We start from the raw sequence: 15292 nt of genomic DNA, 5'->3' as shown, positions 1-15292 counted from the left end.
TAACCCAAATCAACACACCTGATCGTTGGAAACAGACTGCTGTCACCAGTGCCCAGAACGGCGCAGGCTTTCGGATCTCGCATAGCGACTCCCGCTCATGAGGTGTTGGGAAGCACCCCTATGTTGTTTTGTGCGCTGACCAGACCTTGAACCAAGTCCGGATCTGCGGCTTTCAACTGACGTTCAGGCCGTCCGTCTAGAATGGCTGTGACATCATGAAGGATCATGTCTCCGATCAGTTGCCGTCCTTCTGGCACAGCCGCTGCCCTGTGGGGGGAAAGGATGACGTTACGGGCCTGGCGCAAGGGATCATTTGCCATCAGGGGCTCTTCGGGGAAGACATCTGTCGCGACGGTTATGCGTCCACTTTCGGCAGCCTTGACCAGGGCATTGAAGTCGGCACACCAGGCGCGGCTGATCAAGACAACCAGAGCTCCCGGCCGGAGGCGTTCGATCAGTTTAGCGCTCAACAGGCCGCGCGTGTCTTCGGAAGGAACTGCGGCGACCACGACGACGCGGCATCGCGCAACAAGCGTCTCAAGATCACACAGTGTGACGTTCTCCGTTTCACCTGCGAGATAGGGATCATGGGCCAGTACGTTGGGAGCGAAAGGAGCCAGCAACCGATGCGTTTCGCGCGAGATCTGCCCATAGCCGATGAAACCGATCGTCTGTCCATAGAGAGAAAAATCGGTCGATTCGCGGTCATCCAGCCATCTTTCGGCACCGTGCCGGAAAGCTTCGTGCTCTGCGACAAGTCCGCGACCGCCTGCCAGGATCATGGCCAGGGTCATTTCGGCAACCGAGGTTCGGAAACCTGGAGAACAGGACAGGACTTCAATGCCCCTTGAAAAGCAGGCCTCGTAGTCAAGACCGGTCCGGAAGGCGCCCGAAACCTCGATAGTTGCCCGCAGATTCTGTGCACGTGCAACACCAGATGCTGACAAGACCGGTTGCGCGGCGACATAAAACTCTGCTTTTGGCAAAAGCTCATCGATCCTGGTGTTCGGCATGGGCCAGTTCTGACCGCCATGTACCTCGCACAGGTCTCGCAGCGCCTCGAAAGTGCTTGCGCTGAAGAGCTCTTCGAGCTTTCGAAAATGCTGATCCAGAATGAGCGAAGGTTTCATGGTCAGGCCGCGTCCCGAAGCGGATCCGTATCGGCTGCAAACAGATGGGCATGGGCCGGATCGAAGCCGAGTTCGATGGCTTGCCCTGGTTCGAAAATCCGATCCTCCGCGAGCGACACGAGGAGTCGCGTACCATCGTTCAGAGCCACGTCGACGACGGTCTCGATACCCAACCGTTCCGCGAGGGTGACGTGGCCGCGCAGAACCCCGCCACTGTCGACGGTATAAAGGTCCTGCGGCCGGATGCCGAGAGTCGCGCGGCCCGTTGACGGTATGCCGTCTCGCCAGACCGGCGCGGCGAATTCGGCGACAAGATCGGATCTTACCCGTGCATTCTCGCCATCGCGCCCGGCAACCTCCACGTCCAGGAAGTTCATTGACGGTGCGCCGATAAAGCCTGCGACGAAGCGGTTGACTGGCCGATGATACAAATCCATCGGCGCGCCGATCTGCTGTACGTAACCGTCCTTTAGAACCACGATCTTGTCGGCCAGCGTCATGGCTTCAACCTGGTCATGCGTGACATAGACCATGGTGGCACCGAGCGACTTGTGAAGCTTTCCGATCTCAATCCGCATGTCGAGCCGCAGGGCCGCATCCAGGTTGGAGAGGGGCTCGTCAAAGAGAAAGACTTCCGGCTTGCGCACGATCGCACGGCCGATGGCGACGCGCTGTCGTTGACCTCCCGATAACTGGCTCGGACGTCGGTCAAGAAGGTGTTCCATTTGCAGGATCCGCGCTGCATCGGCCACTTTCGCATCCTTCTCTGCCTTGGAAGCGCCTGCAATTGTAAGGCCGAAGGCAACGTTCTCGCGCACGGTCATATGAGGGAATATGGCATAAGACTGGAACACCATGGCAATGCCGCGCTCCGATGCCTGAATGTCGTTGACCACACGCCCGCCGATTTCCAGGGTGCCGCCGGTGATGTCTTCCAGTCCCGCAATCATGCGCAGGAGCGTGGACTTGCCGCAGCCGGACGGGCCGACAAACACGACAAACTCGCCATCGCGGATGTCGATGTCGACGCCCTTGATCACGTCGACCGATCCATAGCTTTTCCTGATGTCTTTCAGAAGCACGTCTGCCATTGCTTCGCTCCTTCTAAACAGTTTCGGTAAGTGTCAGGCGTTGATCCGAAGTCACGTGAACTTCGGCCGGGTCATCGATGATGCCTCTGAACGCGCCCGTCTCGGCATCATCCATGAGGAAGCCCATCAGTTTCAGAGAGCCGCTCGTGTTGAGAATACGCGCCGCGTATCGATTGCCGCCGTCCAGCATCGGACCGGGAGCGATCTGCCAAGGCCCTCGCGGGTTATCGCCGATCAGGTAGTGGCTTCCTGTCATTGGCGGACCGACAAGTTTTTCTGCCTGCGGAGACCAGAAGCGTGCGGCTGTGCAAAAAAGACAATACCAGCGGCCGGAAACTTCAAAGACCTGAGGGACCTCGAGCTCCCCGAACCCGCCGGTGAACACAGGATCTTCGAGGGTCCAGTCATAAAGGTCAGGAGATGTGGCAAGGCCGATCGCGCCGGCCTCCAGCGTGTTTGCTGCATCGGGACTGCGCGCAGTGAAATACATAAGCCAGCCGCTCCCCTCCGGGTCGCGCAGAACCCACGGATCTCGGAAAGCCCGGTCGTGCCATCGCCCGGGTGAATATTCTTCGTAGCGTTCGTCCCGGTCCAGGATGAGCCCGGAGCCGACGCGTTGCCACATGTGCAGGTCGTTCGAAACCGCGTGGCCCAGTTTCTGATGCTTGCCATCATCCGCCTTGCTGGTTCCGGTGTAGAACAGGTGCCAGATGCCGTCGTCACCACGCACAACCGATCCGGTCCAGGTTGTATTGTCGTCCCATGCGGGCCCGGCCGAAGGCGCAAAACAGGTTCCGAGTTGGGTCCATGACTTGAGATCGCGGCTGACCGCGTGTCCGTAGGACACGTGCCAATGACGGAGATCCGGATCCCCGATCGACTTCGGCGCCTGGAGAAAGAAACAATGCCAGAGGTTTCCCTCACGGACGTACCAGCTGTCCCAGACCCATTTGTCGTCGAGCGCCAGAACCATCAGCCCTTGACCCCCGTGGATGCCACCGAGGCGATGAAGACACGTTGGAGCGACAGATAGAACGCCAGGACAGGTATCGTGATGACCGTGAGGTAGGCCATGACCTCGCCCCAGGGAACGTTAAGCTGATCGGTAAAATAACCAAGACCGACCATGACGGGACGTATCTCTTCGGCCTGCACTACCATAAGCGGCCAGAGATACTGGTTGTACATGAAAAGAAACTTCAGAATTGCCGCTGTCGCGATCACCGGGCCTGAAAGTGGCATGACGATCCGGCGGTAGACGAACCACCAGCTTGCCCCCTCCACGCGGCTCGCCTCTATCAGTTCGCGCGGCAGGTCCTTGAAAAACTGAACGAACAGGAAGATCGACAGGCCATCCGCAATGAAAGGGATGATCTGGACCCGGTATGTGTTGAGCCAGCCAATCTCGAGGCCTTGCGTTCCGATCCACGGCAATTGCGATGCCATCAGCAGCAAGGGGATGAAGATTGTCTCGTACGGGATGATGAGTGTGGCCAGGAGGATTGAGAAGATTATCCCGCGCCCTGTCCAGTGAAGAAAGACAAAAGCGAACGCGGCAAGCGAACACACGATGATCGTCAGAACGACGGTGATGCCGGTTACCAGCACCGAGTTGAACACAAACACGCCGATCGGGGCACGTTCAAAGGCGGCGACATAGTTGTCGAAGGAAATGTCGCCGACCGGAAGAAAGGCCCTCAGGCTGTCTGTATCGGCCAACAACTGCTGATCGGGCTTCAACGACGACATCGCCATGAACAGCAGAGGAAAGACAAAGATGATCGCGACCAGGACCAGCACGGCGTAGCGTGCGGCCAGCCTCAGGCCACGGTTTTCAGCAGAAACAGCAGCCATCAGCTTTTCTCCCGTGTCAGCCAGCGTTGCAACAGCGAGACGCTGAGAACGATCAGGAACAGGATGACGGAGATTGTCGACCCCCCCGAAATGTCCTGTTTGCCATAGCCTCGCTCGAAAGCCTGGAAAACAAGAACCTGCGTGCTGTCGAGCGGCCCACCCTGGGTCATGACAGCAACCTGAGCGAACAGGGCAAAGGCCTGCATCGTGATGACGATCAGAATGAGCACCGCCGTATTTCGCAAACCGGGCCAGGTCACATACCGAAAAGTCTGCCATTTAGACGACCCTTCGATTTGCGCGGCCTCGTACAGCGTGGGCGAGATCGTTTGCAGGCCCGACAGCCATATGACCATATGGAATCCGACACCTTGCCAGACCGACATGGCCATGATCGAACCAAGCGCCGTGGACGTGTTGCCGAGCCAGTCCACTGGTTGGAACGCGCCGAATGTCATTGCTGACAGAAGATTGTTCAACAATCCGTCGCCGGGTGAATAGATGAAACGCCAGAGGAGAGAGACAACCACGATCGAAACGACGACCGGCATGAAATATACAGCGCGAAACAGACTGATGCCCTTGAGCTTCTGGTTGATCAGAAGAGCCAGCACGAGCGCCAGTCCCGCCTGAACAGGCGCGACGACAAGAACGAATGTAATCGTGTTGACAAGCGACTTCATGAAAACGACATCCGAGGCGAGCACGACCTTACGGGACTCGCCCGACTGCCAGCTAAACCATTCACGCTTGCCCTGCAGATGGGGATAGTCAGGATTGTTGCGGGTAAAGGCCCGCAGCCGCGGATACTTGATCTCGCCGTTGGCGCTGCGCACAACCGCGCCCGCATCGTCCCGCTCCGGTTCCAGCGTGAAAAACGCAACACCCAACAGGTCGTTGTAGTTTTCGAAACCGATATACTTCGTCGGATTCGGCGAGGCGAGGCGCTGGTTTGTCAGTGAAAACGTGAACGCCAGGAAAAACGGAAGAATGATAAAGGCGGCGATGAGGGCAACGCCTGGCGATGCCATGAGCCAGCCGGCGCGGTTCGACCGCGTCAGTTTCGACGCCATGCGATCGTCTCCTTAAGCTGGGGACCGCCCAGCCGTTTGCCGGGCGGTAAAGAGAGCATCAATTCAATGGCCGTAGCCGCTATTGTTCTCGATGTCTTCGTTGACCTCGTCTGCGGCCGCATCAAGCGTGTCGGCAACATCCGCACCGTTGGCGATGTCGGCGAGCGCCTTTTCGAACACCTTGGCCTGGACGATGTAGCCCGGGGTCACCGGGCGCACCAAGGCCTGCGCCTCCGAGAGCCCGTAGAATGCTTCCAGGGAACCACCCGGCTTGTAGTTTTCGGTCGCTTTGGCCGCACTCGCCGTTACCGGAATGAGGCCCGTACCATCAGAGAAGGCAGCAAACCACTTGTCCTGAAGGGCAAATTCAATGAACGCGCGCGCACCTTCCGGATGTTCCGACGTGCCCGAGATACCGAACTGCCACGATGCGGCGCCGATTTTCGATCCGTTGCCAAAATCGGGAGCAGGCAAGAACAGTGCATCGTCGCCGAAGGCCTCGACCACCGGCAAGGCCGCCCAGTTGCCGTTCCAGGACATCGCATACTTACCTTCAAGCAGGCCGGTTTCGCGGTCTGCCGCGTCCTGACTGGTCCCGGGCACATAACCGTTTGTGAAAAGCGACTGCCACCAGTCGCCAAACGCAATCGCCTCGTCGCCATTCAGAATGCCTTCGGCCGTCTGATAGGTGCCCCGGTCAACAATGTCGCCGCCAAAGCTCTGCAGGAACGGAGAGAAGGCATATGGATACCATTCCCCTTTCCACGCCATACCAAGATCGAGCGGATATTCGAAATCGCCGGATGCCTTGATCGTCTCAAGGGCGCTATTGAACTCCTCAAGCGACCAGGGCGTGTCCAGCGTCGGCACCCTAATGCCGTATTTCTCCAAGGTTGAGCGCCGGGTTGTCAGAGCAACCGCTGCGTCCCAAAGTCCAACGGAATAGACCTCACCGTTCCAGCGCCCGATCGTACCGGGCAGATACCCCTCCAGCTTGGCCTCGTCGATGCTGAGCGGCTGCATGTAGCCGGCCCAGGCCCAGTTCGGCATGACCGGTCCGTCCACGTCGAGTATGTCCGGGAGTTTGCCCGCGAGAGCGGCGGCACCGACGGCGTCGTTATACGCAAGTTGAGGAAATGTCTCGAGCACGACCTTCCAGTCGGACTGGCTGGCATTGAACTCCTCTACCAGTTGATTGACCAGGGCTTCCTCGGCATTCGCGCTGCCAGCACCGTGGTACCAGAGGCTCAACTCGGTTTCGGCGAGGGCCGGTGCACCCAGGCTGCCAGCAATCAGGCAACTCAGCATCAATGTCCGGTTCATTTCTCAGTCCTCCCTTTGAGACGTATGACGTTTCTGTCGTTCTGACGCGGCGCAACCAATGAGCCGCGCATCTGAAGCTGGCCTCCAACCAGCATCGGCTCCTTGGGAGCGGCAGCTATCGGGTCGGTCAGAAGGTCAAGCAGAAGCTGGGCCCCGCGTGCACCCATCGCCCCATAGGGCAGTTCCGCGGTGGTCAGGGCCGGATAAAGGGTTTCGGAAATCAGGCGGTGGTCGTCATATCCGACAACGGAGACATCCTCCGGCACCGCGAGACCGCGTTTTCGCAGGATTCCGTATACCGCGAGTGCAAGACGGTCATTACCGCAGCAGATTGCCGTTGGCGGATCATCGATCGCAAAGAACTTGTCGAGCGCATCCCAGATCAGTTGATGCTCGCCCGGCGCACCGAAAAGGTCCGCCGGTTGCACGAGGCTCGGGTCATAGTCGATCCCGGCCTCCGTCAGCGCGCGCCGGTACCCGTTCAGCCGCAATCGGGTGACCTGCAGAGCCGGTGCCAGCGTGAGATAAGCAATCTTCTCGTGACCGGCAGTAGCCACGGCCTTTGTCAGCGCAAATTGCCCGGCTTCATCATCCGGAATGACCGCAGGCGTGCCCTCTTCATCGTAGCAGTTGATCAACACTGTGCGGATGCCGGTTTGTGGCAGGGCAATATCCAGCGGCTTGTGAAAGTCTGCGACATAAAGGATGCCCTCGACGCGGTGCTCCTGAAACGTGCGCATCAGGTCCGGAACCCGGTCAAGCCGGCCACCTGTGTCCGAGATCAGCAGTGTTTTCCTGGATTGCTCGACGACCGCCTGCGCCCCCTGCACGATGAACAGCTCCGGCAGACCCGCCGCGCGGGCAACTTCGTCGGCATTGCTGATTGCGCCGGTGATCAGTCCGATCAGGCCGGAACGGTTTGACTTGATGGAACGCGCCGCGTGAGAGGGAACGTAGCCAAGAGCGGCCATCGCCTCCGACACGGCCTTGCGGGTCTTTTCGGACACGGGCGCATCGCCGTTCAGAACCCGGCTGACGGTCTTGGGCGAAACATTCGCGCGTTTGGCCACATCGTAAATCGTTGCCACCGGTCCGCCTCCCAACGGTCGAAGCAAAATACAATGACACCGATGTCATGACACCGGTGTCATTGTCAAGCAAAGAATCGACTTGTCATGTCGATCCTGCTTGTGGATGGCTTCGAGAACACGATTTCAATTCCGGACGGCGCTTGATTGAAAAGTGATGGTTCCAGACTGGCAAAGGGCTACAAACCTGGTTGCATTTGGAGCTTAAGCACTCGTCTTACGCCGCAGCGAATATCCGCTTTCCGCCCTCGATGGCCATTCCCGGCATTGGCACAACGAGACCCGCCAGATCATCTCCGACAGGCGGGACGTTTGGTTTCGTCGCCGTTGAAGCCTCTCTCGCGTAAATCACCAATCCCTTGCAGCCCACGACACTCATGTGTCAGATGCCGAACCTGTCCCTGAACCGGTAACCCCTCCACCGAAGAGGACCCGTTTGCGGTCCGGTGACAGGCGATAGTAATAGAAAGGCTTACCCCTGTCTGGGCCGGTCGTAGTGTCAGGTGGAGGCAGTGGTATAAAAATCGAGCGATGCGCTCGAAGTTTTTCCAAAGTGCCAATTCATCCATAGCAATACAACTACTTTGAAAAATAGATTAGGCGCCTAATTGAAAATCGTGACGTTTTAATAAATTCATAATATCGACATTTGTTCGTTACGTTAATTTGCTGGTTAACCAAAGCTGCCATCCAGTTTTGGGGAGATACCATGCACATCTTGAAATCAATATCGGCGAGCCTTGTCGCGCTGACAGTCGCTGCCCCTGCAATTGCTGAAACCGTCACCATCGATCTTTGGTCTCGTGCTGATCGGTCCGGTCCGCTGCGCGCCGGTAACATCGTTGCCGCGGCCGAGCAACTCAACCGGGTGTTCGAGGCTGCCGGTTCGGAGACCCGGGTCGAGGTGAACCTCATCGAAACCAATGCCAAGGGTTTCGACGCCGACGCACTCGATCTGCTGAAAGCCCATTCGGTAGGTGACACACCCGACATAGCCGTGGCCGCGCATGAGTGGATTGGGTCCTTTGTTGAAGCGGGTCTAGCTGCCAACCTTGAGGACCATATTGCTGCGAATGAAGCGTTGTACTCAGACATGATTCCATCCTTGTGGAACTCGGTCATGTATAAGGGAGAGCGCTACGGTATTCCGCAGGATTCCGAGATCCGCATGTTCTTCGTGAACAACGATATCCTGCGCGCGGCCGGGTACGACCAGACCTTCATCGATGAGCTTCCGGGCAAAGTGGAAGCCGGCGAGTTCACCATGTACGACTGGTGCGACCTTGCGGCGGACGCGGTCAACAAGGGCGCTGCGAAAATCGGTTGGGTGCATCGCCCGAATGTCGGCCCCGATTTCCAGATGGCAATGGCCTCGTTCGGCATCGACATCTACAATGAAGACGAAGCCAAGCTCCAGATCACGAAATCCGGCCTGGAAAAATATTACGGCTGGCTGAAGTATTGTGTCGACAACGGTTCTTTGCCAGCGGACATGACGACCTACAGCTGGGACAGCACACACGCGGCTTTCCGCGGTGGCAGCGCGCTTGGAAAATTCCACGGTATCTGGAATGTCGGCGCACAGATGGAGGCTTTCGACTTGTCGGGTCCGGAAGACTACTTCAACAAGATCACCTGGATCCATTCTCCACCTGCCGAAAAGGGCGGCGCGCCGAAAAACCTCAGTCACCCGATCATCTACATCGTAGGCGAAACGGAGAACAAGGATCTTGCCGCAATGCTCGTTGCGATGGCTTCGCAGCACGTTCCCAATACCGAACACGCGGTGACGACCAATCACACGCCTATCATGTACGGTCAGACCGCAATGCCGAAGTTTCAGAAAGAGGGCTGGGCATTGATCGCCGGCACACCCATGCTTGAATTTGCCGAGTTCATGCCGAACCACGCCAAGATAGGTCAGTACAACGCCATCACCTATTCCGGAGTGCAGGCTGTTGAAACGGGTGAAATGACCCCTGCCGAAGCGACGGAAATGGTCATTGAAGAGCTCGAAGTCGAGCTCGGCGACGACGTGATCATCCTTGACTAAAGGGTCTTTGACGGGACGGCACTAGCTGCCCCGTCTTCTCCTCGCCATGTCCACATCAAGCTCCCGTCAAACCGTCAATGCGCTGGTGTTCCTGGGCCCGGCATGCCTGTTTCTGTTTTGTCTCCTGCTGGTGCCGATCGTCGTCGACCTAGTGGTCGCCTTCACCGACATGAGCCAGACGATCAAGGTGAACGAATTCACAACGAGCCAGTTCGAAAAGCTGGCGCGGCCTTCCGAAGACAGTTGGTGGGGCTTCGAGTTCAGGGGATCATTCTATCGTGCGCTGTCTCTTTCGGCCATTTACGTGTTCTTCACCCTTGCGATCTTCAACGTGACATTCGCCTTGATCCTGGCGCTTACAACCACCGCTTTACCGGATTGGTTGGGTGGGCTCTACCGTGCCATCTGGCTGCTCCCGCGGATGTCACCCTCTGTCGTTTACGGTCTTTTGTGGCTTTGGACCGTCGACCCAACGGAACGCGGGCTACTGAACCAGATCATCGGAGTTGTCGGCCTTGGCCCGGTCAACATGAAGCTGGATGCACCGGTCACACTAATTGTCTTTGCAAACGGGTTCATTGGCGCTTCGCTCGGCATGCTCATCCTGACATCTGCCATCCGCTCGATACCGCAACACCTTTTCTACGCCGCCCGCGCCGACGGCGCCGGCAGCCTCTCAATCGTCCGGCACATTATCCTGCCCGCTTTGAGGTGGCCGCTCAGTTACATCACCGTGTTTCAAACTCTCGCTCTCCTTGTGAGCTTTGAATACATTTTCCTGATCATGGGGCCGGCGCGTCAGACCATGACAATGTCCATGCTGGCGTACACGAAGACGTTGGCCCCGGACATTGGCTCCGGGCAATACGCCTACGGCGCTGCAATCACATTGATCCTCATCGTGATCGGCATGGCTGTCGCCATGATCCTCTGGCGGCTGACCAACATGAAGCGCCTGCTCGCAAAACCGCGAATCGAGGTGCATTGATGAGCGACTGGCACAAGTTGGCGAAGATATCGCAGCGCCAAAGAACCCTGAAAAATGCCGCGTTGATCGTGTTGCTGACGATTGTGTCCCTGCCGGTGCTTTTGCCGTTCTTCTGGATGCTGGTCATTTCGCTGTCTGCTCGAACGGGGGGAGTGGAAAGCGCTGTATTATGGCGGGCCTGCGCCGTGCTCATGCCGGCAACCCTGGCTTATGTGGCACTTCATCTTTCGTTGCCGAGACACCGGATATGGTCCGCTCTGGCGTGTCTGGGCGCAGCCATACTCGGCCTATGGGTAACGGTTGGCAGCGAGCTGCATCTCAACAACTACCGTTTCCTGATCAATCCGAATTTGATCGAGGACATACGGGGCTCTGCGACGGCCGGCGGTCAGTTCCCCTGGGTGTGGGAAGCTTTCGGCAATTCGCTTTTGGTTGCGGCATCCTCGACGGCCCTGAAGGTGAGTGTCGCGACCTTGGCAGGCTACTACATCAGCCGCTTTGCGTTTGCAGGCCGATCTGCCTTTCTGCAGGGCCTCCTGCTGATTGAAGTCTTTCATCCATGGATGCTCGCAATCCCGATTTTCCTGGTCATCTTCTGGGTGGGATTGCTGAACACGCTGACGGGACCGATCCTGGTGCTGACGGCGATTCAACTGCCCTTTTTCATTTTCATCATGAAAGGGTTTTTCGACGCGGTGCCGTGGGACATCGAAATGTCTGCAATGACAGACGGTGCCTCGCGCCGGCAGGCCTTCTGGTATGTCGTGTTGCCCCAGGTGCGCGCCGGGCTTATCGCGATCTCCGTTCTTGGATTTATCCAGGGCTGGGAGGAATACGTTTTTGTCACCGCACTTCGAACGGGCACATCCTACTGGGTCATGTCCACGTATCTCTATTACGTGGCCGAGGATGTCATGGGCGTGGACTACGGCCTCGTCGCTGCAGTCTCCGTATTCTACATCATTCCTTCGCTTGCCCTTTATCTGTTCTGCCAACGCTACCTTACGCAAATGACACTGGGAGGCATCAAGGGCTGATGGCCAGGGTTACATTGAACCAATTACGGAAGAGCTGGGGGGATGTGGTCGCCGTCGACGACATTTCACTCACGATCGAAGACGGTGAATTTCTTGCCATCCTCGGTCCGTCCGGATGCGGTAAATCCACCACGCTTTTCATGCTGGCCGGCGTCTACCTGCCGACCTCCGGTGAGATTCTTTTCGACGGCGCGAGGGTCAATGAGGTCGAAGCGCGCCTGCGCAATGTCGGGATCGTTTTTCAGTCATACGCGCTCTATCCGAATATGAACGTGTTGCAGAACATCCTCTTCCCGACACGCTTTCAAAAAATCGACAACCCGGAAGCAAAGGCGCGGGAAATGGCGGAACTCGTCCAGGTGGATGGACTTTTGAACAGACGCCCTTCGGAGTTGTCCGGCGGACAGCAGCAGAGGGTTGCCCTTGCCAGGGCATTGATCAAGGCCCCGAACCTGCTCCTGTTGGACGAACCACTTTCCAATCTAGACGCCACCCTGCGTCTGACCATGCGTGCGGAAATCCGGCGGATAACTCGCGAACTTGGGGTGACAACGGTTCTCGTGACGCACGATCAACTGGAAGCGACCACGATGGCGGATCGGATCGTCTGCATGAATACGGGGCAGATTGAACAGCGCGGCAGCGCTCTCGATCTTTATCAGCGGCCGGACACCACATTTGTCGCAGGTTTCATCGGCTCGCCGCCAATCAATTTCTTCGAGGCCGGACGGGTGGAAATCAATGCACCCGAAGGCACCAAAAAGATTGGTGTTCGCCCTGAAAACATCCGGCCCGCAGGAGCGGGTTTAAAAGCCACGGTAAATACTGTCGAATTGATGGGACGTGAGACGTTGATCACCTGCGAAACGACATTGGGTGATGTCCGCTTTCTGGAAGCCTCGTCTGCGACACGCTGGCAGTCGGGTGCGGACCTGTTTCTGCGATTCGAAGAAACAGACGCGGTCTGTTTCGACCGAGACGGCCGGCGCATGGATGGGCACGCAAGACTGGTTGCGGAAAATGCGTGACATCCTCAGCGAGTGCGTCTTCGAAATCTTGCCCCCAGCTCCGGATGAACGCCTTAAAGCCGCCCATGGCGAAGCGACAGGGGAACGTCACAGCCGTTACCTTGCTGACTGGCGCTGTTTGCAGACCATCGAACTGGCCCCGCCACCAGCCGCCTTTTCCAATCCATCAGAGATGAAAATCGCCGCATGGAACATGGAGCGTTGCAAACGCGTCGAGGACAGCGCTGATCTGCTCCGGCGCGCAGGTGTCGATATCGTTCTTGCGACCGAGATGGATTACGGGATGGCCCGATCCGGGCAACGGCACACGACAAGGGATTTAGCCCGCCTGCTGGGGTTTGGATATGTGTACGGGGTGGAGTTTGTCGAGCTTGGAACCGGCGACACTTACGAAACCCGTCTCTTTTCCGATGTCGCTAATCTCGCCGGGCTGCATGGCAACGCGATCCTGTCGAGATTTCCGTTGCATAGACCCAGGGTCATTCCGCTTGATGATCAGGGGCAGTGGTTCACAGGATCTCCAAAGTCCGACGGGCAACGACGGGTCGGCGGTCGCATGGCGATCGCCGCAGATGTGGAGGTTGGCCCGGCCCCCATTACCCTGGTTGCTGTCCATTTCGAAAGCGAGTCCGATGCGCAGGAACGTCTTCAACAAGCCGAAACGATGCTTTCCGCATTGCGCAGAGTTTACGGACCAGCCCCGATGATCATTGGCGGCGATCTGAACACGGCAGACCTGGCAGGTAGATCCGTGTTTTCCTGTCTGAATAAACCTCAAATCTGGGAACCTTGTTTCGGGGCATTCGAAGCTGACGGTTTCGGCTGGAAAACTGCCAACAACGGCGAGCCGACCACACGTTCGGCCCCCGGAAAACCTGTCGAATATCCCTTGAAGCGGCTTGATTGGCTTTTCGTGCGAGGTCTCGACAGTCTCGAACCGATGACGGTGCCGGCGATCTCCTCGCATGGTGATTATCTGTCGGATCACGAACTCGTAACTGCGCGGTTCATGCCTTGAAACCACGTCTTATCGCACACCGGGGCGCGTCCCTCGTCGCACCGGAAAACACATTTGAGGCCGCGAATGCGGCTCTCGATCTGGGCGCCGACATCATCGAACTGGATGTCCGCGAAAGCGCGGACGGTGTCCTTTATGTGCTGCACGATCGCACCGTCGACCGAACCACGGATGGTGCCGGTTTACTGGAACTTATGCATTCCGCGGACATTGACGCCTTGGATGCGGGGCGCTGGTTTGCGCCGGAGTTTTGCAGTGCAAAGGTTCCTCGGCTCGACGCCTTTCTCGATAACCTTCGCGCTCGGGGCGCGGGGGCGTATGTTGAAGTAAAGTGGTGCAACCCGGACACCCTGGCCGGAATTCTGCGCGAAACGCGCATGATGGAACACTCTTTCGCTTTCGCCCACAAACCGGAGATGGCAATTGGTCTTGCCAGTGCCGCGCCGGACCTGCGCACCAGCACTCTTCTTTCTGTTGCGCGAAATGTCTCCGTCGCGCGTTCGCTGTACCGCGCCGACTTCATTGAGCTTGAACAAGCAGAATGCACGGATGCCGTTGTGCGCGCTGCAAGAGCCGTGGGGCTTGAAATCATCGGGTATTCCGAAAGCAGCACACCTGCCGTCTTCAAGTGCTTCGCTGACACGCATGTTGACTACATCAACCTTGACCATCTTGAAGTTGCTTTGAAAGTCTTGGGAGAGAACCCATGAAAGTCGTTTCCTACAATATCCAGTACGGCCTCGGGGCCGATGGGCGCTACGACCTTGCCCGCATTGCAGGGGAAATCGAAGACGCGGACGTGATCGCCCTTCAGGAAGTTGACCGCTTTTGGAAGAGAAGCGGCATGGTCGACAGCCCACAGGTTCTTTCGGATCATTTGCCGGATCATTATTGGGTTTATGGCGCGAATTTGGACATGAACGCCGGCTGGATCGCGGATGGCCGCAAAATTTCGCGCCGCAAGCAGTTTGGCACGATGATATTAAGCCGTTGGCCGATCCTGTCTTCACGCAATTTTCCGTTGCCAAAATGGGGAGATCGTCAACACCACTCCATACAGCAAGGGATCTTGGAGGCGGTGATCGCGACACCGTTCGGCCCTGTTCGCTTTTATTCGGTGCATCTCAGTCACTTGTGCGAAGCGACAAGGTTGCCCCAGATCGATCGAATTCTCGAGATCCTGGCCTCCGCGCCCGTAGAGGGGGGCGCATGGTGCGGCGGGCATCCGGATCCGAAAAGCGACTGGCTTGAGGAACACGAACCTCCGATGCCTTCGGAGCTTGTCCTCTTGGGGGATTTGAATTTTTCTCCCGGATCGAGAGAGTATGCCAGAATGATTGGCGAGATTGCCCCGGGATACGGCCGGCTCACCAACCGCGCAGGGCTCCTCGACGCCTGGGTTCTGGGTGGACACGACGAAACCTCAGGGTCCACGCACCCAAATGCCATGACCCGAATTGACCATTGTTTCGTCTCTGCATCGCTTGCACCGCAAGTGGCGGCGGCGTCGATCGACGATCAGGCAACAGGATCCGATCACTGGCCGTTGTGGGTCACCTTCTCGCAGTGATCTGGAACGCGCGAGGATCGCCCCTCGACTGTAGCATTT

The 15292-nt window shown here is 57.7% G+C and carries 14 protein-coding genes; 7 read left to right on the top strand and 7 right to left on the bottom strand.

Going from position 1 to position 15292, the window contains the following annotated elements:
- Positions 1–95 precede the first annotated feature (95 nt).
- From ACO08A_RS05290 to ACO08A_RS05260, 7 genes are all read right to left on the bottom strand, one after another.
- On the bottom strand, positions 96–1130 hold the full coding sequence (locus ACO08A_RS05290; RefSeq protein ID WP_422040154.1) for an NAD(P)-dependent oxidoreductase: 1035 nt from the start codon (positions 1128–1130) through the stop codon (positions 96–98).
- Positions 1131–1132: 2 nt separating this feature from the next.
- Positions 1133–2221 (bottom strand): ABC transporter ATP-binding protein, encoded by a 1089-nt coding sequence (locus tag ACO08A_RS05285; protein ID WP_422040153.1) that lies wholly within the window; start codon positions 2219–2221, stop codon positions 1133–1135.
- Positions 2222–2234: 13 nt separating this feature from the next.
- Positions 2235–3194, bottom strand: coding sequence for a hypothetical protein (locus ACO08A_RS05280; protein WP_422040152.1), 960 nt, complete (start codon positions 3192–3194; stop codon positions 2235–2237).
- Positions 3194–4075, bottom strand: a complete 882-nt coding sequence (locus ACO08A_RS05275) for a carbohydrate ABC transporter permease (protein ID WP_422040151.1) — start codon at positions 4073–4075, stop codon at positions 3194–3196. Before ACO08A_RS05275 ends, ACO08A_RS05280 begins: the two co-directional genes overlap by 1 nt.
- The gene (locus ACO08A_RS05270) at positions 4075–5148 is read right to left on the bottom strand and encodes a carbohydrate ABC transporter permease (protein ID WP_422040150.1); all 1074 of its coding nucleotides are present in this window, start codon (positions 5146–5148) and stop codon (positions 4075–4077) included. Before ACO08A_RS05270 ends, ACO08A_RS05275 begins: the two co-directional genes overlap by 1 nt.
- Positions 5149–5211: 63 nt before the next feature.
- A complete protein-coding gene (locus ACO08A_RS05265; protein WP_422040149.1) occupies positions 5212–6471 on the bottom strand; it encodes an ABC transporter substrate-binding protein in 1260 nt (419 codons plus the stop codon).
- Positions 6468–7559, bottom strand: a complete 1092-nt coding sequence (locus ACO08A_RS05260; protein ID WP_422040148.1) for a LacI family DNA-binding transcriptional regulator — start codon at positions 7557–7559, stop codon at positions 6468–6470. Before ACO08A_RS05260 ends, ACO08A_RS05265 begins: the two co-directional genes overlap by 4 nt.
- 709 nt (positions 7560–8268) lie before the next feature.
- On the opposite strand from ACO08A_RS05260, the gene ACO08A_RS05255 reads away from it, so the two are divergent.
- From ACO08A_RS05255 to ACO08A_RS05225, 7 genes are read left to right on the top strand one after another with little or no spacing between them, the layout of a single operon-like run.
- A complete protein-coding gene (locus ACO08A_RS05255; RefSeq protein WP_422040147.1) occupies positions 8269–9612 on the top strand; it encodes an ABC transporter substrate-binding protein in 1344 nt (447 codons plus the stop codon).
- Positions 9613–9658: 46 nt separating this feature from the next.
- Entirely contained in the window at positions 9659–10600 is a 942-nt protein-coding gene (locus ACO08A_RS05250) for a carbohydrate ABC transporter permease (protein ID WP_422040146.1), read from the top strand.
- Entirely contained in the window at positions 10600–11637 is a 1038-nt protein-coding gene (locus ACO08A_RS05245; protein WP_422040145.1) for a carbohydrate ABC transporter permease, read from the top strand. The genes ACO08A_RS05250 and ACO08A_RS05245 overlap by 1 nt, the downstream gene beginning before the upstream one ends.
- On the top strand, positions 11637–12665 hold the full coding sequence (locus ACO08A_RS05240) for an ABC transporter ATP-binding protein (RefSeq protein ID WP_422040144.1): 1029 nt from the start codon (positions 11637–11639) through the stop codon (positions 12663–12665). The genes ACO08A_RS05245 and ACO08A_RS05240 overlap by 1 nt, the downstream gene beginning before the upstream one ends.
- The gene (locus ACO08A_RS05235) at positions 12658–13683 is read left to right on the top strand and encodes an endonuclease/exonuclease/phosphatase family protein (protein ID WP_422040143.1); all 1026 of its coding nucleotides are present in this window, start codon (positions 12658–12660) and stop codon (positions 13681–13683) included. Before ACO08A_RS05240 ends, ACO08A_RS05235 begins: the two co-directional genes overlap by 8 nt.
- Positions 13680–14393 carry a glycerophosphodiester phosphodiesterase gene (locus tag ACO08A_RS05230; RefSeq protein ID WP_422040142.1) on the top strand — a complete coding sequence of 238 codons (714 nt, stop codon included), beginning with the start codon at positions 13680–13682 and terminating at the stop codon, positions 14391–14393. The genes ACO08A_RS05235 and ACO08A_RS05230 overlap by 4 nt, the downstream gene beginning before the upstream one ends.
- A complete protein-coding gene (locus tag ACO08A_RS05225; protein ID WP_422040141.1) occupies positions 14390–15253 on the top strand; it encodes an endonuclease/exonuclease/phosphatase family protein in 864 nt (287 codons plus the stop codon). Before ACO08A_RS05230 ends, ACO08A_RS05225 begins: the two co-directional genes overlap by 4 nt.
- Positions 15254–15292 lie beyond the last annotated feature (39 nt).

This window comes from Roseibium sp., assembly GCF_965232425.1.
In the GTDB taxonomy this organism is placed as follows: Bacteria; Pseudomonadota; Alphaproteobacteria; order Rhizobiales; family Stappiaceae; genus Roseibium.
Note: the sequence above shows the minus strand (reverse complement) of the source record. Positions and strands in the feature narration are given on the sequence as shown.

Coding starts and splice junctions, on each gene's coding strand:
- ACO08A_RS05290 (WP_422040154.1), bottom strand. CDS start 1,130: ATGAAACCTTCGCTCATTCTGGATCAGCATTTTCGAAAGCTCGAAGAG.
- ACO08A_RS05285 (WP_422040153.1), bottom strand. CDS start 2,221: ATGGCAGACGTGCTTCTGAAAGACATCAGGAAAAGCTATGGATCGGTC.
- ACO08A_RS05280 (WP_422040152.1), bottom strand. CDS start 3,194: ATGGTTCTGGCGCTCGACGACAAATGGGTCTGGGACAGCTGGTACGTC.
- ACO08A_RS05275 (WP_422040151.1), bottom strand. CDS start 4,075: ATGGCTGCTGTTTCTGCTGAAAACCGTGGCCTGAGGCTGGCCGCACGC.
- ACO08A_RS05270 (WP_422040150.1), bottom strand. CDS start 5,148: ATGGCGTCGAAACTGACGCGGTCGAACCGCGCCGGCTGGCTCATGGCA.
- ACO08A_RS05265 (WP_422040149.1), bottom strand. CDS start 6,471: ATGAACCGGACATTGATGCTGAGTTGCCTGATTGCTGGCAGCCTGGGT.
- ACO08A_RS05255 (WP_422040147.1), top strand. CDS start 8,269: ATGCACATCTTGAAATCAATATCGGCGAGCCTTGTCGCGCTGACAGTC.
- ACO08A_RS05250 (WP_422040146.1), top strand. CDS start 9,659: ATGTCCACATCAAGCTCCCGTCAAACCGTCAATGCGCTGGTGTTCCTG.
- ACO08A_RS05245 (WP_422040145.1), top strand. CDS start 10,600: ATGAGCGACTGGCACAAGTTGGCGAAGATATCGCAGCGCCAAAGAACC.
- ACO08A_RS05240 (WP_422040144.1), top strand. CDS start 11,637: ATGGCCAGGGTTACATTGAACCAATTACGGAAGAGCTGGGGGGATGTG.
- ACO08A_RS05235 (WP_422040143.1), top strand. CDS start 12,658: ATGCGTGACATCCTCAGCGAGTGCGTCTTCGAAATCTTGCCCCCAGCT.
- ACO08A_RS05225 (WP_422040141.1), top strand. CDS start 14,390: ATGAAAGTCGTTTCCTACAATATCCAGTACGGCCTCGGGGCCGATGGG.